The sequence below is a fragment of the Brucella sp. HL-2 genome, assembly GCF_025846885.2.
Taxonomy (GTDB): domain Bacteria; phylum Pseudomonadota; class Alphaproteobacteria; order Rhizobiales; family Rhizobiaceae; genus Brucella; species Brucella quorumnocens.
The window spans coordinates 1-24256 of the sequence record NZ_JAOYTK010000005.1; the positions used below are offsets into that span (position 1 = coordinate 1).

Genomic DNA, 24256 nt, shown 5'->3' on the forward strand with positions numbered 1-24256 from the left:
ATCACTGCCCATTGCCGATCATCAAGCCAGAATTCTCCTGCCATGCTCCAAAACTCCCGTTATCAGGAGAGTGAATCATGAAGAAGTAATTTGATCAAATGTTTAATTGGGTTTGGAGCCTAAAGCCGCCATTACCGCCGCCACCGCCAATCGATTGTGCGACAAAGCCAGATGAAGCAAAGCCTTCCGTCAGAATTGTTCCGTTTGAGGTAGCAGTGACCGAACCACCGTTGCCACCGCCAGCACCCGAACCACCAAGCCCGACAATGACCGTGCCAGCGCCGGTGCCCGAACCTGCAATCGAACCGGAAACGTTGAAACCACCATTACCGCCCCCGCCGCCAATCGACTGAGCAACGAAGCCTGAAGAACGATCACCTTGGGTCCAAATATAACCATTGCTGGTAAGTGTTACCGCACCGCCAATCGCGCCTGCGCCACCCCCGCCACCAAGGCCGACGCTAACTGCGCCGCTGCCAATGCCCGAACCGCTGATCGCACCGGATATATTGAAGCCACCATTACCACCGCCGCCGCCAATCGACTGGGCAAGAATAGCTGTAGAGTCATCACCTTCCGTCGTTACGTTACCGTCGATTGTCGCCGTAACCGTGGAACCGTCACCGCCGCTGCCTCCTGATCCGCCTAGTCCGACCGAAACCGAGCCGCTGCCCGCACCAGCCCCTGATACCGAACCTGAAACGGAGAAACCGCCATTACCACCGCCGCCACCAATCGATTGTGCAACCACACCTGCGGAGCGATTACCCTGTGTGCCAACATTCTTGTTGATCTGCGCCGCAACTGTGCCACCAGCACCACCAGCACCCGCTGAACCGCCAAGTCCAACAGAAACACTGCCCGCACCGGCACCTGCACCGGCTGCACCGGCCGCAATCGAGAAGCCGCCATTACCGCCGCCGCCACCAATCGATTGGATAAGAATAGCTCCAGAATCGTCGTTCTCAGTGACAACGACAGCATCGATCTGAGCATTGACCGCGCCGCCGGCACCACCGCCAGCCGCGGAACCGCCTACACCGACATTAACAGCGCCCGCGCCAGCACCGGCACCTGCTGCACCTGCTGCAATCGTGTAGCCGCCATTGCCGCCACCTCCACCCACAGATTGAGCAACGATTGCAGTCGAAAACTGGCCAGTGGTCCGAATGAGATCGCCACCGGCAATAAGATTAACTGTACCACCTGTGCCACCGCCAGAACCGCTGCCGCCAACACCTGCGCTGATGGTTCCTGCACCACCACCGCTCGCAGCCACGCCAGCAGCAATGCTGCCGCCGCCATTACCGCCGCCACCGCCGATTGATTGTGCAAGCAACGCGGATGAGCTGTTACCACGCGTGGTAATATCTGCATCAGTGTAAACGCGGACAAGGCCACCATTGCCGCCATTGCCGCCTGAACCGCCGACACCAACAGATACGCTGCCCGAAAAGATCAGCGAGCCACTGCCAGTTGCAGCCACCGCTAAACCGCCATTGCCGCCACCACCGCCTACTGACTGGAAAATCATTCCAGCCGAACGTTCGCCGGTTGTTACAACGCTGCCGGAAAATCCGGAAGAAATCAGGTTGCCGCTACCATCAACTTCACCGACGCGCACCTCGCCGCCTGCACCGCCTGATCCGCCAGAGCCACCAACCCCAACTGCCAAGGAACCCGAAACAGGCCCAGCAGAAGCAGCTGCCGAGATCGCGTAACCACCGTTACCGCCACCGCCGCCGATCGATTGCAACAAGATGCCCGCTGCATCAGCACCTGCGGTTTGAACAGCTGCGTTACCACTTCCAGTCAGGATTGCAGTGCCGCCGGCACCGCCGCTGCCACCTGCGCCACCAACCGAAACCGAAGCCGCGCCAAATGCACCGACGGCTACGCTGACCGCGCCACCGCCATTGCCGCCGCCGCCGCCGATTGATTGGATGAATACGCCGGTTGAGCGATCACCCGACGTCATTATCAATGAGGGCTGGCTGGCATCCGTGTCGGACAGGGTCACATTGACGTTGCCGCCCGCGCCACCTGCGCCGCCTTTGCCACCAATTCCCACGCCCGCGAAAAGGCCAACAGAACCCGACGAACCGCCATTGCCGCCACCGCCACCAATCGATTGTGCAAGAATGCCCATGGCATCATCGCCCTTGGTCGTGATCAGACCGTCATTGGTGACACTGACCGTTGATCCGGCTCCGCCGCCATTACCACTACCGCCGACCGCAACCATACCGCCGCTGGAGCCGCCATCACCGCCGCCGCCGCCAATCGATTGCGCAATAATGCCGCGAGCGCCATCACCTTCAGTATCGATACGACCGTTATTTGTAACCGAGACGGTAGAACCGCTACCTCCTTTCGACCCATTTCCGCCTATGCTGACCAGACCATAGGCATCGGCGCCCTGGCCACCAGAACCGCCAATTGACTGCGCCATAATCCCGTCGGCGAGATTACCTATTGTGTGGATCACTCCGCTTCCCGTGTTCGTCACGCTCACTGCGCCGCCCGAGCCACCATTCGATCCGACGCCGCCCATGGCAAGTGCGACGAGACCTGCGGCTGTACCGCCCGCACCGCCGCCGCCGCCAATCGATTGCGCCATGATGCCGCGTGATGCCACACCTTTGGTCTGGATTGCACCGCCATTGCTGACAGTAACTGCACCACCATTACCGCCATTGTCTGCTTGACCAATCAGCGAGACGAGCAAGTTTCCGCTGGTTCCAGCTGAACCGCCTGAACCGCCAATCGACTGCGCGAAGATACCGTTGGAATAATCTTGTTCGGTTAGGATCTGTGCGCCGGCATAGGTGTTGACGTTTACCTGACCGCCATTGCCCCCATAACCGCCGCTCCCAGCTTCACCGACGAGTCCCCATTGGTCGCCACCATTGCCACCATTGTTGCTCACGCTCAGAGCGTAGATACCATGGGCATTCTGGCCGTCGGTTGAGATTTTCCCATACTGGTTGACTGTGACATTGCCGCCATTTGAAGAATGTCCACCGGTGCCACTGCCAGGCGCAGCAAAACCACCGCCGCCATCGCCTGCTTCACCGCTTCGGCTATAAGCAAAAATACCATGGTTCGCATCGCCGGTTGTTTTGATTGTGCTTGACGAGGACTGCGTGGCGTTAACATTGCCGCCTGCTCCTCCGTCACCACCATCGCGACCACTCCAGAAGCTCGCATAGGAATTACCTCCCTTGCCGCCGTTGCCCCCAACACTACCGATTTCCCAGCCTATATTAGAGGTAGCATTGACGTTGCCACTCAGCGTCTGTGTGTTGGTCTGGCCTGTCGCACCATCGCCACCTGATGAGGGTGGGACAAATAACGCGCCAGCACGGCCATTACTGCCGTTCTTACCATAATTGACCTGTTTCACTCCGTTTGGCCCGGCCACATCAACAGGAGGCGTCAGTATCCCTTCTGAACCCGAACTATTGAAACTGTCATTGAAATCTACCGTGGACTGAACGAGGGCGAATTCGGCACTGCCTGTGGCCTGAGTACTGGTAACAACAGCCTTATCGCCGTCAACCGATGCCACGACGAATGCCACAGGCGGAGCATCGCTGTTGTAGAATACCTCGCCTTCGGTTTTAACGAGGAAAGTATAACCATCCGCTGTTTGAACGAAGGCAGTATTGCCAGCGGTCGCCGTCCCGGCCGGATCTACCCTTAAGGAGCTGACTGTTGTCGTGGCAACAGTGACGGGATTTGTAACAGTTTGGCCAATCGATGATGTCTTCGAAGGTTGTGGCGGCGGGTCTTCCGCATAAGCTGCTGGGATACTTATCGCGATCTGCATGCTCACCAGAACGGCAAGCCGCGCCGATTTACTTTTCGACGCCCCAAATGCACGTACACGCTTTTCGTCTGACATGACGCCGCCCCGTCCCTTGGTATCCACCCGCGTCGCGGCACCTAAGGCAAGCGCACAAAGATGCTTCTAATCGCGATAGATCTCAATCAGTTTTATGGAATTCCCCCGGAGTGCCGAGCCGCCTTCAACCCAAGATGGAGTCACCGCTCATCACTCGCCTTTATCACTCTAACAACATCACAAATTGTTAGCAAGTATTAGCATTATCTTTTATAATTACGTACCATCTTCTGACCATTTCTTATCTTTTATGGACATTGCTTTTCTAATTTTGACTTCATTTTGACAGTTACTAAGTATTATAGAAAATTATACACGACTATATCGGGACATTTATTACATATATAACAACACCCAACAAGAAACGGCTTTGCATTCAAAATCAATATGAGAGCTGTATCCCCTTCGTTTGATAACAGTACACAATCGATCAAGCAAACGATGGAAATAAACTTTAGAACCGCCTCTATTTAAATCTTCCGTCGTATATTGAGCTTTATAAATCAGCAGGAAAATCCCAAGTAGCAATACGACATTCATCGTATTTCGACTTTATCGCTTTTTCATCGCCGGTCTGGTGGGAGCATCGATTTGGAAGAACGGATATCTGTTTATCTTATTGAAATTAATAATAATATTTGCATTTCATTACAACCCCAAAAGCAATCCTAGATTGCATTTGGCATCTAGAGATTGAACCAAAAAAGGCTAAGTGCACGGACCGTTAGGCGTCTTTATTTGGCGCTCGTTTACTCTCGACAAAGTCAATCATTTAGTACTGGCGTGCACGCCAAACATCTATTACTTGCGGTTTAAGTACGCCCAACCATCCCGAGACGCTACATTTTCCACAAGCATTGAGTGCAAGGCAAAGCGCTTAAACTCATGATCTCACAACCCAAAATCGCATTTATCAATTTAATCCAGTCAAATGTTGCAAATATGCTACCCCAAATTGCATTCCGTTGTGTTAGCTAAAACTAATTAAGCTGATTCAGGAGTACGGCATGCTGCCTCGGAAATCCGCCCTTCTTTCAACCTGTTCCGCCTTCGCATTTACTGTTTTTCTTCCAGCAACCATCACGCTTGTCCCCACGCAAGCGCTGGCTGCTTGCACGACGACGGGTAGCGCGACCGTATGTACGTCCGCAGCACCTGCTGTATGGACTGCGACAGTTGGTACTGGGCGCACAAACAACAATAGAACTGTCGAAGTTCAGTCGGGAGCGCAAATCAATACAATCAACGCCAACGCGATCAGTATTGGCGATGGTGGAACTATAACAGTGCGCAATGGTGGAAGCGTCACAAACAGCTCCACCCCTTCAGGCTCGGGTTTGTTTGGTACCGGACCGAACACAATAGAGTTCGGCAGCAACGGGCAGCTCATTGTCGAACAAGGAGGTCAGGTGATCGCCAACGGCACGAACACGCGCGCTGAGGCTGTCAACGTCCATGGTTTCGGCAACACGATCATCAATCGTGGTCTTATTCAGGGCCAGAGCAGTGCGGCTATCTGGTTTGAAGACCAGGTAACTGGTGCAAAGAATACCGTCGACAATTACGGAACGATACAAAAGCTCGGCGGCGGCAGCGTCATCGGCACCAATGGTGGTGCAGGCATCAATTTCATCAATCGAACTGGTGGACAAGTTGTCGGCGATCTGAGCTTTGCAGGCGGCAATGATACGCTCACCTTTGAGCCCGATTCAGTCGTGACAGGCAACATTAATGGCGGCGGTGGCATTAACGATCTTATTTTGCAGGGTATTTTAGGTTCAAGCGACACACTGGCGGGGGCGCTCAGAAACTTCACCACGCTGACAAAGAATGGTGATGGCCTATGGACCGTGAGCGGAAGTCTTTCCGGTTTTACCACCGTGACTGTGAATGACGGAACGCTGGCTCTGACAGGCGACAACGTCAATTACACAGGCACTGTGATTGTCCGCCCGGATGGCGTTCTTGAAGCACGCGCTCAAAGCCTTCCGGTTAAAACCATCGCCGTCAACAACGTCAATAATGTGCAAAATGATGGGCTTGTTCGCTTCACACAACCCGATAATGGCACTTACACGGGCCAGATCGTCGGCTCTGGTGCGGTAGAAAAAACAGGTGCCGGAGTTTTGACATTGGCACCCGCAACAACTGCCGGAAATACCTACTCAGGTGGCACAAAGATCAATGAAGGTACAGTTGCCGTCTCAGCGGACAATGCATTAGGGAATGCGAATGGCGGCCTCACTTTCAATGGTGGCGCACTGCGTTTCGACACATCGTTTGATCTCGCCAATAGTCGCGCCATCGTCCTGAACGCTGGAGGCGGCACATTCGACACCAATGGCAATACGACCAACATCGCGCAGGCGATTTCTGGTTCGGGAGCGCTCACCAAAGCAGGTGCCGGTGTGCTTAACCTTGAAGGCGCTAATGCATATGGCGGTGCAACGACGGTAACTGGCGGAGCGCTCTATGTGAATGGAGATCAAACCGCGGCAACCGGTGCAACGAGCGTGAACAGCGGCGCAACAATCGGTGGTGTTGGCATGATTGGTGGTAACGTCGCGATACAGGATGGCGGCACACTCGCACCTGGTCGGGCAGGAGATGCGCCAGGAGCGTTGACAATCAATGGTGATCTTGCACTAAGCGGCGGATCCAGTCTCGAATATAGTTTTGGGCAGGCCAATGTGGTCGGTGGCCCACTCAACGATTTGACGACCGTTCAGGGGGACCTGACACTCGACGGTACAATCAATGTTGTTGCCACTCCCGGTGGATCATTTGATCCCGGTGTCTATCGCGTCATCAGCTATAACGGCAACCTGACCGATAATGGTCTGGAGATTGGAACCATCCCAGCGAGCGGCTACTACGTTCAGACCGCAGTTGCCAATCAGGTCAATCTGGTCAACACAAGCGGGCTAAACCTGACTTATTGGGACGTCTGGCCAGCGGCAAACGGAGCCATCGGCAACGGCGCAGTAAACGGTGGGACGGGCACGTGGCAGAGCTCTGGCTCAGGCGGCGCCAACATCAATTGGACAGAACCTACCGGAACGATCAATGCTCCGTATCAGGACGATGCCTTTGCTATTTTCATGGCGACTGCCGGAACCGTAACAGTCGACAATAGCGTCGGCGACGTGCGCGCATCAGGAATGCAGTTTGCGAGTAACGGTTATATTGTTACAGGCGATGCAATCACATTGGTTGGATCTCCGTCTTCGATCATTCGTGTCGGTGATGGTACGGCTGCAGGCGCCGGTTATACTGCTACAATTAACTCTGTGCTGACTGGAAACACTCAACTGACCAAGACCGATTTGGGCACGCTCGTTCTTGGAGGAACCAACACCTATACCGGTGGCACTGCGATCAATGGCGGCGTGCTTCAAGTCGCCAACAATGCGAATCTGGGCGATGCAGCAGGCAGTATATCCTTTGATGGCGGCACCTTGAGAACAACGGCCGACTTCACCATTGACCGCGCTACCGCTCTCCAAACTGGAGGCGGCACGATCGATACAATCGGCGCGACCACGCTTGAATATGATGGCGTCGTAAGTGGCGACGGCGGACTGACAAAAATCGGTTCAGGAACGCTCGTCCTGAATGGCACCAACACATATGCTGGCGGATCCGCGATCAACGGTGGAACCGTTCAGATCGCGTCTGATGCAAATCTGGGCGCGGCTTCCGGGCCGCTTAGCATCGATGCAGGCACGCTGCATTCGACCAGCAATATCTCGATGAATCGCACGACGACCATCGGAGCTGGCAATGCGACCATCGAAACGGATGCGGGAACGACCCTCACTCAACAGGGAAATATCGCCGGAGCCGGTGCAATGGCTAAAACAGGTGACGGTGCATTGGTCCTCACCGGGGCGGGAACCTATACTGGCGGCACCACTATTGCATCGGGGCTGCTTCAGCTTGGCGATGGCGGAACGTCAGGGTCGATTGTCGGTGATGTCACCAACAACGGCACTTTGGCATTTAACAGGTCTGGTACTCTTGTCTTCGACGGCGTAATTTCAGGTGCAGGTGATGTGCGTCATATCGGGACCGGCGTAACCGTTCTCAACAAGCAGAGCGCGTATACAGGTGCGACTTCTGTCGAGGCTGGAACGCTTGCGGCAGGCGGAACGAACTATTTCAGTTCCAACTCAAATTTCACCGTTGCTCAAACGGGCACTCTGGCATTGAATGATTTCAATCAGTCACTCAAATCACTGAGCAATTCAGGAATTGTCGACCTTGGTCCAAACGCAGGGACGACGCTGACCGTGACCGGCAACTATACCGGAAATGATGGCACAGTGTTGATCGGAACGGTACTCGGCAACGATAGTTCAGTCACCGATAGGCTTGTCGTTAACGGCGATGCAAATGGAACGGGCATTCTGGCGGTCAAGAATATGGCCGGTAGCGGCGCTCAGACTAGCGAAGGCATCAAAATCGTTGATATCAACGGCGCGTCCAATGCGACATTTACCCTGCTTGGGGATTATCAGTTTCAAGGCGCGCCTGCAGTTGTAGGTGGTGCTTATGCCTATCAACTCTATAAAAACGGGAAAGCCAACCCGAATGATGGTGACTGGTATCTGCGCTCAACCATCAAGGATCCGACTGACGGCGGCGGCACAAACGGCGGTGGCGACGATGGTGAAGAAATTCCCCTCTACCAGCCGGGAGTTCCCAGCTACGAAGCTTATCCACAACTCCTACTTGGCCTAAACAGCTTGCCAACACTGCAACAGCGTGTGGGCAACCGCTATTGGAGCAACGCTGGCAACGTCATGCTTGCAGAAGGAGCCGACCCAATCGGTTCGCCTTACGCTCCTGCGGCAGAAGCTGGTAACCTGATCGAGGGCAATGGTGTGTGGGGTCGCATTGAGGGCGCTCATACCAACGCCGATCCACGCTTCTCTACGTCAGGAACAGATTACAGTTTTAATACACTCAAGCTTCAGGCAGGCCTCGACGGCGTGCTGGCTGAAACAGAGAATGGCAAGCTGATTGGCGGGATCACTGTCCACTATGCCCACGGCAAAGCCAAAACGAGTTCGCTATATGGCGACGGCGAAATTTCAACGGACGGCTATGGCTTTGGCGGTACGCTGACCTGGTATGGCGACAACGGCTTCTATCTCGACGGTCAAGCGCAAGTTACCTGGTATGACAGCGATCTGATGTCCGATCTTGCCAATATGGGGCTGGCAGACAGCAACAACGGCTTCGGCTATGCATTTTCCGCAGAAAGCGGCAAACGTATTGTAATCGACCAGAGCTGGTCACTCACGCCACAAGCTCAGTTGACCTATTCGAGCATTGATTTTGACAGCTTCAATGATGCTTTCGATTCTCGCATCAGTCTTGATCGTGGTCGAAGCCTGCAAGGCCGGATCGGATTGTCTCTTGAACAGCAGAACTCCTGGTACAACGCTAACGGACTTATCGACAGAACCTATCTCTATGGGATCGCAAACGTTTACTACGAGTTCCTGGATGGAACAAAGGTCGATGTCTCCGGTACGAGCTTCGCCAGCAAGAACGAACGTCTCTGGGGTGGCATCGGTCTGGGCGGCAGCTACAACTGGAATAGCGACAAATATTCGATCTATGGCGAAGGTTCAGTCAATACAAGCCTGGAGAATTTCGGCGACAGCTATAGCTACAAAGGCACACTCGGTTTCCGCTTCCGTTTTTAATAGCTAAAACATTTCAATAATTGCCTATCCGCAAAAACACATTTTGCGGATAGGCATCAGAAATATTGCGCCAAGTTCTTGGCTATGTCCTAGCCAGCGAACATCAGCTCCAATCTCGTGTTGATGGCAGTAAAGGCGTCATAAGCGGATCGACATTGTTTTCATCAAACTGCTCGGCCAAAAGAGAAGCTGTTGTAGGTCCCAACGTAAAACCTTGATGACCGTGTCCAAAGTGGAACCAAAGACCCTTGTGTCGGCTCGGCCCTACAACCGGCAACATGTCCGGCATACAGGGACGTGTCCCTGACCACGGAATTTCTTCAACAGGTTCCTGTAAGGAAAAAAGCTCGCCCGCAGCCGCTTCAGCGCGTAGTATCTGGCGAGACGACGACACAATTCCCGGTGGGGTCATATGCGCTCCGGTCAGAATGCGCAGCCCTTTATTCATTGGTGCGATGAAAGTCGAATTCTCAATATCCAGCGTCGCTACTTGAGGTTCTTGCTCAACGGCAAAATGGCGATGATAACCACGTTTGAAGACCATAGGGATGCGGTAACCAAAAGCTTCAAGCAGTTTAGGCGACCACGGACCCAGAGCAATTACCACATTCTCAGCGGAAATTGCCCCCGCTTGCGACAACACCCGCCAGCCCCCAATATGTTGCTGCAATGTCGCGGCATCTCCCGTGACAAATATTCCACCGCGCGCAACGAAAAGTGATGCGTAGCGGCTTACCAATTCTCCCGGATCCCGGCACGTCCACGGAGAGGTCCAATGAACAGCGCCAGCGAGCGAACGACGCAGCGTTGGTTCAAGCGATGCCATTTCACTCGTCCCAAACACCGTGTGCGGAACATCATATATTTGCTTCAATCGTTCGGCGGCTTCTGCCGCGAGTTCGAACTTCTCCGCAGTGCGATAAACGGCACGCCAACCTTTCCGAACAATCAGCTCATCTGCGCCTGCAGGCTGTATGAACCGTGCATGCTCTTCGCTCGCTCGCAGTATGAGCTTTGAATAGGTCGCAACAGTTTTGGCATAAGGTTTAGGTGCCGACTGACCGAAATAACGCCACAGCGGGTCAACCAGATGTGGCATGTCACGCATTCGCCAATCGACATCATTGCCGCGTTTTAAAACAATGGACAAGATTTCCCGTAGCGAACGAGGGAAAGCATAAGGCTCCACAGCTTCTGTCTGGATAATGCCGGCATTGCCATAGCTGGTCTCTTGCCCCGGTGCCTTGCGATCCACAAGAACCACATGATGCCCCCTCTCCTGTAACGCAAGAGCGGTTGAAACACCAACCATACCGGCTCCAAGAACGATTGTGTCAGTCATGGCTCAATTCCATCATGAGAATTTGGAGAAATCAGGCAGAGACTCCTATTGGCCGTGAACATACGACTATACATTCAAAGCAATCAATTTGACTTTCTGACAATAAACATATTTTTATTATTAGAAAATTCAATTCTTCCATTCAAGAGATCAGAATGAAGCTTTTCATCGCCGGACTGGACACCGAGACCAACACATTTTCACCGATGCAGACTGGGCTTGAAGCCTTTTCAGAAAACCTTATCGCCTATGGCGACGCGACCCAAAGGCCTCTGAACTGTTGTTCGTCACAGCTTTTCGTCTGGCGCAATGCCGCGCAGGAAAAGGGCTGGAATGTCGTTGAGAGCCTCTGCGCGGTGGCAGAACCAGGCGGGAGAACGACACGCTTGGTTTATGAACACTTCCGCAAGACCATTCTCGGCGACCTGGAAGCAGCCATGCCGGTCGACGCAGTCATGCTGGCGCTTCATGGCGCCTGTGTTGCAGACGGCTATGACGATGTTGAAGGTGATCTGATTTCACACGTCCGCAAACTCGTCGGACCAGAAATTCCGATTGCAGTTGAACTCGATCTTCACTGTCATATCACCGACCTCATGATCGATAATGCTTCTATAATCATGACCTATAAAGAATACCCGCACACCGATATCGAGACGATTGCGGCACAGCTCTTTGCGATGCTGGAACGCACGCTTGCAGATGAAATCCGACCGATCATGGCTGCCTATGACTGCCGTCTTGTCAGCATTTTCCATCCGCACAAAGCGCCGCTGCGTGGAATAGTCGATCGCATGAAAGAAATGGAAGGGCAGGACGGTGTGCTGGCCATATCTTTCGGCCATGGCTTTCCGTGGGGTGACGTTGCAGATGTGGGAGCCAAAACACTCGTTGTCACCGACAATGATTCAAGCAAAGCTGCACGCATTGCCGAAAGCTTTGGCCATGAAATATATGTGGCACGCGAGGAGATGCGCGGCGATTACCTGACAATCGATGAAGCGCTGGATCGCGCCATTGCGGTCGAGAATGGTCCCGTCGTGTTAGCTGATGTTTCTGATAATGCAGGCGGAGGAGCGCCGGGGGATTCAACCTTCATCCTGCGCCGCATTCTTGAGCGCGGCATCGAAGATGTTTCTTCCTGTCTCTACTGGGATCCGATTGCCGTACGCATGTGTCGCGAGGCAGGCGAAGGCGCGACGTTGGAACTAAGAATCGGAGGCAAGATTGGAAAAGTGTCTGGCGATCCACTGGACCTTACAGTCAAAATCAGACGTATCGCATCTGATATTACACAGCGTTTCGGGCCAACGCCGCTCAGCATTGGCGATGCAGTATGGGTCAGCTCAGGAAGCATCGACATCGTTCTGAACACGGTTCGCACCCAAACATTCCACCCAGAATGCATGACAGGATTGGGTCTCGATCCGTCACAGAAAAAGATTATCGTTGTCAAATCCAGCAATCATTTCCGGGCCGGTTTTGAACCCATCGCAAGCGAAATCCTCTATGTCAGCGCGCCAGGTGCGCTGCAGCCTCGTTTCGAAAATCTGCCATTTACCAAACTGAAAAAGCCTTATTGGCCAAGAGTTGCCGATCCGCTGGGCTAGTCTTAAATTACCTCGCGGATTGAATTGCATTTCAAGAGCACATTGATTACGCGAACGTGTTAGTGAATTGGTTATTCCGTCGTATAAGCTCCCGGCTTACCGCACGCTCAACACGATCTAGCCGATGGCGAATTGGAGACGTCAAGAATGAATGATGTGAAGTCCAGCCTTGGCGATATTCTGCGGGACATTCGCAATCGCAATCATTGGACGCTTGCCGAAGTGAGCGCGATGACGGGGCTGGCCGTATCGACCCTCTCCAAGGTCGAAAACAATCAAATGCAGCTCACTTATGACAGACTTATCGAGCTTGCACAGGGGTTGAATATCGACATAGCCGAACTTTTTGGGACGATCGCAAGTGCCGACGACACGTCCAATGTTATGGGCCGCCGCACGTACACGAAATCTGGCGAAGGCAAGTCGATCATCACGCAGAATTACGACTATCTCTATCTCTGCACGGAAATCTACAAGAAGGCGATGGTCCCTATTCTAGCGGTCGCGCATGCCCGCACCCTTGAAGAATTTGGCCCTCTTATCCGTCACAAAGGCGAAGAGTTCTTCTATGTAGTTGAAGGGGAGTTAGAGCTGCATTCCGAGATCTATGCACCACTGCGTCTCAAGAAGGGCGACTCCGCTTATTTTGACGCGATGACAGGCCACGCCTATCTCAGCGTGAGCGAAGAACCTGCGCAAATCCTGTGTGTTTGCTCCACGCCTGAAACCGAATTGGTTTCCACTCTCGTCGATCAGCAGACCATCAAGTTTCGAGCTGAATGAGCGAATAACCTTTGCCGACCCTGCTATTTTGCAGAATGTTTTGCGAAAATTATGTTTCCTATAAGAAAATTAATTGATTGCCTTTCAGAGCTGTGCGAACCTGCAATGACTACCTTCGGGTACAGCTGAATTAGCTGGCTGAAGCGATGCGTGCAGCCAGTCCCATTGTTGGAGACAACATTGTCTGATCTTACGGCAATCGAAGCTTTCAATCGCTCAATACCCGCCGACCTTCCGACACCCTATGTCGAGATCGATGACGAGCGCTTGATGCAAAACCTCAAGGGAATGCAACGGCGTGCCGACCAAGCCGGTGTTGCTTTGCGCCCTCACATCAAAACGCACAAGAATCTTACAATCGCGCAACGGCAGCTTGAACTCGGCGCAATCGGCGTCACAGCTTCAAAACCGGAAGAAGCCCTGGTTTTCGTTGAAGGCGGGGTGCCTTCAGTCACCCTTGCCTATCCAATCGTCCGGCCTGAATCCATTGACCGACTCGTGCGGAGCGCGAAGGTTCGCCAGACCGAACTTTTATTCATTGCAGCACACGAGATAGGCGTTGAAGCAATTGGGGCTTCGGCGCAAGCGCATGGCGTTAAACTCGGCGTCTTTTTAAAAGTCGATGTTGGTTTGGGACGCGTCGGCGTTAAACCGCAATATCCTGCAGCCGAGCGATTGGCTCACCGCATTGCAAAGCACCCGCATCTCACATTCGAAGGGCTTTTGTCCCACGCTGGGCACTCTTATGGCAGTAAGTCTGCGGAAGAGCTTGCGAATATTGCCAATGCAGAAGCGCAGGCATTGTTGGAACTTACAGAACAGCTGAAAAAATCAGGCGTTGCGGTGTCAAGAATTTCTGTGGGAGCAACGCCGACTTGTCTCGGCGCACCGATCCCTGCCGGTATTACCGAAATCCGCCCAGGCAACTACGTTTTTCTCGACCGCACGGCACTTCGACTGGGCATCACGTCTGCGGATGATATGTCACTTTCAGTAATCGCGACCGTTGTTGCCCATAATGACTACCACTTCATCGTCGATGCGGGCTCAAAATCTCTTTCATCCGACCTTGGCGCACACGGTTCCGGTGGCAGTGGGTTCGGGATTGCCGTCAGTGTGAACACCGCAGCTCCACAAACATGGGAAGTTGAGCGTCTTTCAGAAGAACATGGCTTCGTTCGGTGTTCAGATACGCAGCCTGCTATCGGAAGTCGTGTTCGCATCTTCCCAAATCATTCCTGCGCGGTTGTCGCTCAGTTTGATCGGGTCACATTGCGTCAATCCGATGGACGACCATGCACATTATGGACCAACGCCCGAGGCCGGCAAACATGACGCCTAAGCCAAGGCACACCCAACACACTCCACTTGGAATAACTGAGAGAGGACTGATATGACAAAGGAAGTTGAATGGGCGCGCATGACTGCGCCTGCTCTGCGTGAGATCGCTGGCAAACCCGGTGCCCTTGCCGTATTGCCTATCGGATCGCTGGAACAACACGGTCCGCACCTGCCGGTCATTACAGACACCGCCAGTGCTTCGGCAGCATCGATACGTGCGGCACGCCTAGTCGCCGATGAAATTCCAATCGCCGTCCTTCCTGGACAGTGGCTTGGCATGAGTGAGCACCATCTGCCTTTCGGCGGAACGATTACCCTTGATTACGAAACACTCAGCCGCGTCATCCGTTGCATCGTGCGGTCGTTGAAGGCAATCGGTTTCTCGCGCCTTTTCATCGTCAATGGCCATGGTGGCAATATCGATCCGCTTGCGGTTGCAGCACGCGAACTGGCAGTCGAATTTGCAATGCCAATCGTCGTCACCACACCTTGGATGCTGGCAAGCGAGGAAGCAGGAAAGATCTTCGAGGTCGATAGCGGCCCGCACCACGCCTGCGAAGGCGAAGCTTCGGTCATGCTGGCGATTGCTGGCGATGCCGTAAAAACCGAAATGTTCGGTCAGGCCTTTGGCAATCAGCGGCATCCTGTTGACGTGCCGGCAGATGTTTCACGCTTCTATTCCTTTGCTGAACGCGCACCCGTCACCGGAACCTGGGGCGATCCACGCAGCGCAACAGCAGAAAAAGGCGAAAAATTTCTCGATCTTCATGCGCGCGAGCTCGTGAAGCTGATCCGCAATGAAGTTCTGTGGACCAAACCCGATCCGGTTTGGGCACCAGCGCGAGGCCTCGGAACAACTGACGGCCGAGCAGAATAATCGGCGAAAGCAGCCCAACAACTCAGAGGGAACAAAATGAAAATAAAATCACAAAGAATGCGGAAGACTTTACTCTCATTAGCAGCAGCGGTAGCGCTTTCGGGAGTAGCACTGGCTCCGGCAATGGCCAAAACACTTGTCTATTGTTCGGAGGGCTCACCGGAAGGTTTTGACGCCGCACTCTACACCACCAACAGCACATGGGATGCTTCTGCCGAGACGATTTATGATCGCCTGACCGAGTTCGAAAGCGGCACTACGAATGTGGTTCCAGGTCTGGCTGAGAGCTGGGTAATATCCGATGATAATCTCGAATATACGCTGAAACTGCGTCAGGGCGTGAAATTCCACACCACGGACAGTTTCACCCCAACGCGCGACTTCAACGCAGACGACGTGCTTTTCACCTATAATCGCCAGCTCGATAAGCAGCATCCGTGGAACAATTATTTCGTTGGTGCGGGCTGGGAAATGTTCAATGCAATGGACATGCCTGCGATCATCAAGGAAGTGGTCAAGGTTGACGACCATACAGTCAAATTCGTGCTGAACCAGCCAGATGCTTCCCTGCTGGCAAAGCTCGCGCTGAATTTCGGTTCGATCATGTCGGCTGAATATGCCGAGCAGCTAGAGAAAGCTGGTCAGCGCGAAGATCTTGACCATAAGCCGGTCGGTACAGGACCTTTCCGCTTCGTCGATTATCAGATCAACGCCGCAATTCGCTTTGCTGCAAATGCTGATTATTGGGATGGCGTACCAAAAATTGACACCCTGATCTTTGTGATAGCCACCGACGCCGCCACTCGTATGCAGAAATTGCAGGCCGGTGAATGCCATGTTGCGGCCTATCCTGCTCCGGCCGACGTTGCTGGATTGAAGACCGATCCAAACTTGACCGTGATGGAACAGCCGGGACTGAACGTCGCGTATCTCGCGATGAACACACTAGATGCGCCATTCGATAAGCTGGAAGTGCGCCGCGCTATAAACATGGCCGTTGATCGCAAGGCCATTGTCGACGCTGTTTATCAGGGCATGGGTCAGGTCGCGCAAAGCGTGCTGCCATCGACTATGTGGGGCTATAATGGCGACATCAAGGGATATAGCTATGATCCGGTTGCTGCAAAAAAGCTTTTGGATGAAGCTGGCGTCAAAGACCTCAAAATGAAGATTTGGGCGATGCCTGTCAGCCGCCCCTACATGCCGAATGCACGCCGCGCCGCGGAATTAATGCAGGCTGACCTCGCGAAAGTCGGTATCGGAATAGAAATCGTCTCTTACGAATGGGGCGAATATCTCAAGAAAGCGCGCGACAAGCAGCGCGATGGCGCAATTGTTCTGGGAGGAACCAGCGACAATGGTGATCCCGACAACCTGCTCAGTTATTTCTTTAGCTGCTCGGGCGTGGGAGGCAGCAACAATGCCAATTGGTGCTACCAGCCACTTGAAGACATTCTGCAAAAAGCGCGCGTGAGCTCGAACAAGGACGAACGCACCAAGCTTTATCAGGAAGCACAGGCAATCATCAGCGATCAGGCACCTTGGGTTCCACTGGCCCATTCAACTGTTGTGCTGCCAATGTCCAAGAAGGTCAAAAACTATGTGATGGAGCCGCTCGGTTCGCATCGTTTCGAGAAAGTCGATATCGAAGAATAAACGAGAAGAAAATTAGATATGGGGACAGCGTTTACAAGCACTGTCCCCAGGTTAAAATGGCCAGATATCAGCGCATCATCGCGGCGACATTGCCGCCGTCGACTGTAACAACCGCACCGGTTGAAGTGCGCGCTGAAATGAGATGCAGAAATGCTTCCGCAACGTCTTCCGCCAGCACTTCACGCTTGAGAAGATTGCCGCGCATATAGACTTCCGGTGATACGCCACGCGCCTGTGCACGCTCTTCAACCATTTCGCCGGTCATCAAGCCCGTGCGAATGCGGTCTGGATTGACAGCGTTGACCGTAATCCCATCCGCAGCATGTTCCAGAGAATATTGACGCATCAGGGCCATGAGTGCCGCTTTTGAAGTTCCATAAGGGCCAAAATCAGGACCCGGATTAACGGCCTGCTTGCTCACATTGAACACAATGGAACCACCCGTTCCCTGATGCTTCATGACATTCACCGCAGCGCGGGCGATGTAATGATGGCTCCAGAAGTTCAAATCGAATGCCTTCTTGAACAAAGCATCGTCGACAGATGCCAACGCGCCTTGAAAAGCTGCACCAGCGTTTGAAACCAGAATATCCACGCCGCCGTAGGTTGCCACGATGTCTGCAATGGCCCTTTCGGCAGACTCAGCATCAGTCAGGTCACAAGCGATTGCTTTTCCTCCCAGACGCTTTGCTTCGGCTTTCGCACGCTCCGCATCGATGTCGATCAAAGCAATTTCAGCACCCTGCTCTCTGAGACGCTCCGCAATAGCAAGCCCAAGCCCGCCTGCTCCACCTGTAATGACCGCAACCTGACGGGTTAGTGGCTTCTCCGTCTGCTTAGCGAGTTTGACTTGCTCGAGCGACCAATATTCAATGTCAAAGAGGTCTTCTTCGCTAAGAGCCTCGAACCGATCTATCCCTTCAGCGCCACGTATTACTTCGATGGTTGCCTCAGCCACATCCGCACCGATGCGTGCAGCTTTTTGCGTAGGTCCCGCAGCAAACAAACCGATACCATCAATATAAAATACCCGAGGCATCGGATCGAGCATGGTTTTGCCGCCGCCAACACGTGCATTGTTGCGCTCAAAATAGTCTTTATAAGCTGCGACGTAAGATGTGACGCTGTCTTTAACGATCAGCGCCCAGCTCTCAAGGTCATTTGCATATGGTGCAGGAAGGGAAACGCCATAACGCTTGATATGGATGACGTGCTCAGGCGTTGCATTGCCGCGACGTACCAGATCGGTAACATTGGGAGCACCGCAGAAATCGAGGATATCATCGTTAGAGCGATGTTCCATGATGAACCGGCGCGGACGCCCTTCTTCCTTGCCCGGAAGCGCGATTATTCCTCGCAAAATCGGCGCAATATCAGCGATTGAAGCAAGCTCTTTCGTGTGTTCATTTTTGCTCGCCCGGCCGAATGGCCGCGGATTGCCCACAGCAATGCGCTTCTCGGCCCTATCAATTGCTTCGATCATATTCTCGTAAGCAACACGCGGATCTTCAGACCATGTGAAAATGCCGTGTTTCAGCAGGATCATGCCCGGTGCATCCGGGCGATCGGAAAATGCTTTCAGGCAAGCCTTGGACAGATCGAATCCCGGCATGACATAAGGAACAATGATCATTTCCGGGAACAATTCCCGAATGATTGCTTCACCATTTGGCTGATTGGTCAGCGCGACAATCGCATTGGCATGGGTGTGATCGACATGTTTGAAAGGAAGAATGGCGTGCAGGATTGCTTCTACCGAAGGATTGGGGGATGACGGATCGAGCAACAGGCGGCGTTGTAACATCACCATATCGTCGTCACTTAGCTTATCGTAATTGACCATCGCCTTGAGACGTTCAAGATGGAGCGCAGGCAATCCTGCGGGCTCAATCTTGCCCATATCCCAACCACTGCCCTTTACGCAAAGCACTTCTACAGGAGTACCATCGTGGTCGTTCAGCACCGTCTTGACTGAGGTGTTTCCACCACCGTGCAGCACGAGCTTTGGCTCAGATCCCAGTAAACGTGTGGTGTATGTACGGATGGCAATATCGCGATTGATGCCCGCCTTCTCATAAGCACCTACAATTGCGTTGAAATCCGCATCCGACCAATTCGACTTCATCTGCCTGCTCCTCAGTTGGCGATCTGCAACCTCCAAGCCGCAGACATAGACAAGCGCGCACGGAAAATATAATTTTCCATGGCAAAACAATAATTTATGAAGACATTTCCTCACTCTTGAAACAATTGACACTATATACTGACAATAGTCAACTTCCTTGATTGGCTTGTTGATTAAAACTCGTTTCTGTGCGAGTCAGATTAACGGCTAACATCAGGAAATCAGTATGACATCGGACGATCTAACACCGTCTACGCATGCCATCCCGGCTGAGTTTGATGACGCGATCGTATGGGCGGCGTGGCTCTATTATGAAGACCAGCTCACCCAGAATGATATCGCGAAGAAGATGGGCGTTTCTCGTGCCACAATCGTCAACTACCTACAGGAAGCGCGGCAGCGGGGTGTAGTGCGGATTCTGATGAACTCGGAAATTCTGACACGCACCGAAATCTCGCACAAACTTGCCGCCAAATATGGATTGGACGAAGTTCTCGTCATTCCCAGCGAAAAAGCAGCTTCCTCTGAAGCGCGACTACAAGCGTTGGGAACCGGCGGCGCACGCCTCATCGAACGCATGATAAAACCGGGAGATACCATCTGTGTATCCTGGGGGCGGACCGTTCTTGCAATCGCGGATGCTATTTCGCTTCCGCGCCCCGTGGACGGACTTACCGTCGTTCAGGTCACGGGCTCATCCATGGGCAAGCGTGAGTTTGCGGCGGAGCTTTGCACATCGATCATGGCACGCAATGTTGGAGCAACCAGTGTGAATATGCTCGCTCCTGCCATTTTGAGCAGCGCCGGATTGCGCGATGCCTTGATGGGCGAGCCCGCTCTTAAAAAACAGTTTGAGCTAATTGCTCAATCAGACATGATCGTGTTTGGCGTCGGAGGCTTGTCGTCAGAAAGCACGATGCGTATTGCCGACGTCACCAGCGATGACGAAATCGACGCCTATGCCAAGGATGGCGCAGTTGCAGTGTTGATCTGCCGTTTCCTTGACAGTGAAGGAAAACAGGTCGTTCGCGAACTCGATCAGCGCGTGATTGGTATCGAACTTGATGAGTTGCACCGTGTTCCGCGCAGGCTCTGCGTTGCCGGTGGTGCGCGCAAAGTCGAAGCCGTCCGCGCGGTCTTAGCTGGGGGCTATGCCACTCATCTCGTAACCGACTTCGAAGCAGCCCAGCTGTTACTCGCTTAATAGATCATGATGCGGCGGATCGGTTCAGACGCTCCGCCGCGTTTCTCATTACTGCTTGATTGCCGCAGTATTCATGAAGTTAAGCGTGTCCTCAAATGAGCGGATACCAGCATCGGACCCTAGCCCTGTCGCAACCAGTGCTGCGGAGGCTTGCGCAAAATTAAGCGCTGTTTTTATATCCATTTTGTGGTGCAAAGCCGTGATAAAGCCGGCATCGAACGCATCGCCACAACCTGTCGTATCCACAACTTCGATCTGGAATGCTGGCTGGCGCAAAACCGCCCCAGATGCATCCATGAAGCATACGCCATCCCCACCAAGAGTGAAAACGCAGTGCTTGACGCCCCGTTCAATAAAGAACTGGCCGGCATCTTCAACGTTTTCTGCGCCCGAAATTTGCTTCGCTTCCTCAATCGACGGCATGAAGTAGTCGATATGCGGAAAGAGAGGAGCAATAAGATCAAGCGTGCCATCATTGGCACCCAGAAGATCGAACGTGGTCGTCCGACCTCGTGCTTTTGCTTCCGCAAGAAGCTTTCGACTCGGCTCGCCATCCAGCTTTGCCAATAGACCTGTTCCACCAAGATGGATAATTGGCGGCGCCAGAACTGCATCCAGTGCAGTGTCGGCAATCTCAAAGTGATCGGATGCACCACGCGCATGCAGCGCCGGACGATCTCCATTGCGGCGAATATTCAATATAGATGAGGATGTTGGAATACCCTTCAAGCGCTGCATCTCAGCGACATCAACGCCGAAGCGTTGCAGAGTTGCCAGTACAAAATCGGCTTTCTCGTCGTCACCCACTGCACCGACCGCAAGACAGTTGAGGCCAAGCTTGGCAAGATCGACTACGGTTCCGCCAGCTGTCCCGGCCACTGTCAGCCGGATTTCGTCGATAAACTCGACATTGCCGCCCGCCGGAATCGCATCCACTGGGCGTCCGAGAACGTCCAGAATATAGAGCCCTATAACGGACACATCGTGAGACATGAAATCCTCCCAGATTTCAGTTGGGAGAGGTCTGCGAAAAAACACAGACCGCCCAACGTAATTCAGTTTAAATGTTTGATGGTTCTGTTTATCCGACTTGTTTCAAGTCCTGTCGCGTAAAGCGAAGATCGTGCCAGCGAGCAGGATGAAAGCCCCAACGATTGCCAGTTGCAGCGTGCTTGGAATACCCACAAAGATTAGCACATTGCTGACGAGTGTTATCAACAGTACACCCAGCAGCGTCCCAATCACCGAACCCGAACCACCGGTGATACGCGCTCCGCCGAGCACAACAGCGGCAATAATTTCCAGCTCCATCCCTGCAAGGTCAAAAGGATTAGCAAGACGATTGCTGGAAACGTGCACGACGCCTGCGATACCAGCCAGCAAACCTGCATAAGCAAAGACAAAGATACGGACACGGAAAAGGTTGATACCAAGACGCTCTGCGATGGATGGATTGCCGCCAACCGCGAAAATCGCACGTCCCATCAATGTGCGCTCAAGGATGAACCACGTTACGAAAGCAGTAACCACGAGCACCAGAACGGTAGCAGGTAGAACCGACACAACACCATTCGATGCGTGATGCGTGAACAAAGACGCCTTACCGAACGCATCCATTGCAGCCGGGATATTCATGAAAAGTGCCGTACCAACGAAGGTCAGAAGGAAACTTCGGATCACATATTGCGTGCCAATCGTTACGATAAGCGACGGCGCTTGTAGCTTCTGCACGAGGAAGCCATTCAGCGCACCAAAACACGCGCCACCCAACGCTGCCAGCACAAGAATGACTGCCATTGGCATTTCGGGGAACAGGTTCGTCACCAACATTGTCAGCGCATACATGACGAAAGCGGCAATAGCTGTAAACGAGACATCAATACCGCCTGACGCCAACACGACCAACACACCCATGGCAAACAAACCACGCACGACGGATGCACGCAGGATATCGACAAGATTGCTCATCTGTAGGAAATCGGGATTGGCTGCGATTACCACCAAGCAGGTGATCACTGTCAGCAAAAGCGTGAACAGTTCCGGTCTCGCACCCATCAGGTCCCAAAGACGAAGCAAAACGCCACGATCTTTCGCGCTGGTCTTTTCTACCGATACGATGTCGGTCATTGCGCGATCTCCTTTGCAGTGCTGGCCATGGATGCATAGATCGCGTCTTCAGTCAGTCCATCGGCATTGTGTGCGGCAACGATACGGCCCTGTCGCATAACGAGAATGCGATCGCAGTTCTGCAAGAGTTCAGGCAGATCGTCGCTGATAATGATGACACCCATTCCATCGTCAGCCAGGCGCTGGATGATGCGGAAAATTGTATCCTTGGAGCCAACATCAACCCCAACGGTCGGACCGTGCAGGATAAGCAGTTGCGGGTTGATCGTCAGCCAACGTCCAATCAGAACACGCTGTTGATTGCCACCTGACAGCGATTGAACGGGAATCGATACGTCTGGTGCAACAATTTGCAGATCGGCTACGCTATCCTCTGCAACTTTCTTGGCTCTTCTGCCACTGATCATGCCCAGCGCATTGCGCAACCGATCAAGAATTGGCAAGGTTATGTTGTCTTGAATAGGCTTTTCCAGAAAAAGCCCTTCTGTAAGACGATCTTCTGGAACATAGCCAATGCCAAAACGGATTGCGTCAGCCGCCGATTGCGGCGCAATTTCTTTGCTGTTCAGTCTGATTTTTCCAGACTTTGCAGGCACAACACCGGCAAGCGCGAGCGCCAGCTCATTACGGCCCGAGTCAAGCAAGCCGGTTATGCCTAATATTTCGCCCTTTTTCAAGGAAAGCGAAACAGATTCAAAGTTCTGCCCATCACTCAGTTGGTCAACATCGAGCATCACTTCGCCGAGTTTTGGCTCGGTGCGATACCGGGTTTCGCTAATCTCGCGACCTGTCATCCAATGACTGAACTCGGCCTTGGTATGCGTAGCAACGTCAAGCTCTGCAACTTTCAAACCATCACGCATGATGATGGCGCGTCCGCCGAGCGACTTGCATTCGTCGAGCTTGTGGGTCACGAAAAGAACGGCGACGCCCTTGCTCAACAGTCCCTCGACAACGCGCAAAAGATTGACGACTTCCTGCCGTGTCAACGACGTTGTCGGCTCATCCATGATGACGAGACGCGCTTCGGAAGCAACTGCGCGGGCAATCGCAATCAGCTGGCGCGTGGCAAGTGGCAACGTGTCGGTTCTACGTTTCAGGGAGGCAGCATCGGTTGGCAGATGAACCTCGGCCAAAGCGCGTCTCGCCGTTTCATTCAGGGCAGAAACATCGAGCCTGCGCGCAAGTTTACCCGATGCTTCAACGAGTTGTTCGGTAAAGGCTACATTTTCGGCAACAGATAGATTGGGAAGCAATGATAGGTCTTGATAGACCGTTTCGATGCCTGCGCGCAAAGAACCGATAGCGCCAATGTCGCCAGCACGGGCGCCTGTTGGTTCGCCATCGATGAAAATCTGCCCCTCATCGGCAGGCTGCGCGCCGGAAAGGATTTTGATCAACGTACTCTTCCCACAGCCATTCTCACCCATCAGGTGATAGATTTGGCCTGCTTCGATAACAAGGCTGACCTCTTTAAGCGCCTTGACGCCACCAAAGGATTTCTTGACGTTTCGAATTTCAAGAAAGGGGGGCGATGATGCAGGTGTTGAATCTGTAGCGTGCATGG

Annotated in this window: 13 protein-coding genes; 7 read left to right on the top strand and 6 right to left on the bottom strand. The window is 53.2% G+C overall.

Annotated elements, in window-relative coordinates; all coding sequences use genetic code 11:
* Positions 1-94 precede the first annotated feature (94 nt).
* The gene (locus OIV19_RS09130; protein ID WP_264231382.1) at positions 95-3907 is read right to left on the bottom strand and encodes a hypothetical protein; all 3813 of its coding nucleotides are present in this window, start codon (positions 3905-3907) and stop codon (positions 95-97) included.
* Between the two features lie 1007 nt (positions 3908-4914).
* Here OIV19_RS09130 and OIV19_RS09135 point away from each other — a divergent pair.
* Complete coding sequence (locus OIV19_RS09135) at positions 4915-9624, top strand: autotransporter outer membrane beta-barrel domain-containing protein (RefSeq protein ID WP_264231383.1); 4710 nt, start codon at positions 4915-4917, stop codon at positions 9622-9624.
* Positions 9625-9727: 103 nt separating this feature from the next.
* On the opposite strand, the gene OIV19_RS09140 is transcribed toward OIV19_RS09135, so the two are convergent.
* Complete coding sequence (locus OIV19_RS09140) at positions 9728-10966, bottom strand: FAD-dependent oxidoreductase (protein ID WP_264231384.1); 1239 nt, start codon at positions 10964-10966, stop codon at positions 9728-9730.
* Between the two features lie 155 nt (positions 10967-11121).
* On the opposite strand from OIV19_RS09140, the gene OIV19_RS09145 reads away from it, so the two are divergent.
* From OIV19_RS09145 to OIV19_RS09165, 5 genes are all read left to right on the top strand, one after another.
* The gene (locus tag OIV19_RS09145; protein ID WP_264231385.1) at positions 11122-12576 is read left to right on the top strand and encodes a M81 family metallopeptidase; all 1455 of its coding nucleotides are present in this window, start codon (positions 11122-11124) and stop codon (positions 12574-12576) included.
* Positions 12577-12723: 147 nt separating this feature from the next.
* On the top strand, positions 12724-13359 hold the full coding sequence (locus OIV19_RS09150; protein ID WP_264231386.1) for a helix-turn-helix domain-containing protein: 636 nt from the start codon (positions 12724-12726) through the stop codon (positions 13357-13359).
* 180 nt (positions 13360-13539) lie between these two features.
* Positions 13540-14694 (top strand): alanine racemase, encoded by a 1155-nt coding sequence (locus OIV19_RS09155; protein ID WP_264231387.1) that lies wholly within the window; start codon positions 13540-13542, stop codon positions 14692-14694.
* 58 nt (positions 14695-14752) lie between these two features.
* Complete coding sequence (locus tag OIV19_RS09160; RefSeq protein ID WP_151091697.1) at positions 14753-15577, top strand: creatininase family protein; 825 nt, start codon at positions 14753-14755, stop codon at positions 15575-15577.
* A 57-nt stretch (positions 15578-15634) separates the two neighbouring features.
* Entirely contained in the window at positions 15635-17233 is a 1599-nt protein-coding gene (locus tag OIV19_RS09165; RefSeq protein ID WP_264231388.1) for an ABC transporter substrate-binding protein, read from the top strand.
* 67 nt (positions 17234-17300) lie between these two features.
* Here the strand turns inward: OIV19_RS09165 and OIV19_RS09170 are convergent, their stop codons facing one another.
* A complete protein-coding gene (locus OIV19_RS09170; protein WP_264231389.1) occupies positions 17301-19358 on the bottom strand; it encodes a bifunctional aldolase/short-chain dehydrogenase in 2058 nt (685 codons plus the stop codon).
* A 226-nt stretch (positions 19359-19584) separates the two neighbouring features.
* On the opposite strand from OIV19_RS09170, the gene OIV19_RS09175 reads away from it, so the two are divergent.
* Complete coding sequence (locus tag OIV19_RS09175) at positions 19585-20562, top strand: sugar-binding transcriptional regulator (protein WP_264231390.1); 978 nt, start codon at positions 19585-19587, stop codon at positions 20560-20562.
* Between the two features lie 48 nt (positions 20563-20610).
* Here OIV19_RS09175 and OIV19_RS09180 read toward each other — a convergent pair whose 3' ends face one another.
* The 3 genes from OIV19_RS09180 to OIV19_RS09190 all read right to left on the bottom strand — a co-directional run bounded on the left by OIV19_RS09180 (position 20611) and on the right by OIV19_RS09190 (position 24254).
* Positions 20611-21555 carry a sugar kinase gene (locus OIV19_RS09180; RefSeq protein ID WP_264231391.1) on the bottom strand — a complete coding sequence of 315 codons (945 nt, stop codon included), beginning with the start codon at positions 21553-21555 and terminating at the stop codon, positions 20611-20613.
* Positions 21556-21657: 102 nt separating this feature from the next.
* Positions 21658-22689: an ABC transporter permease gene (locus OIV19_RS09185; RefSeq protein ID WP_264231392.1), complete on the bottom strand. Its 1032-nt coding sequence runs from the start codon at positions 22687-22689 to the stop codon at positions 21658-21660.
* A complete protein-coding gene (locus OIV19_RS09190; RefSeq protein WP_264231393.1) occupies positions 22686-24254 on the bottom strand; it encodes a sugar ABC transporter ATP-binding protein in 1569 nt (522 codons plus the stop codon). Before OIV19_RS09190 ends, OIV19_RS09185 begins: the two co-directional genes overlap by 4 nt.
* Positions 24255-24256 lie beyond the last annotated feature (2 nt).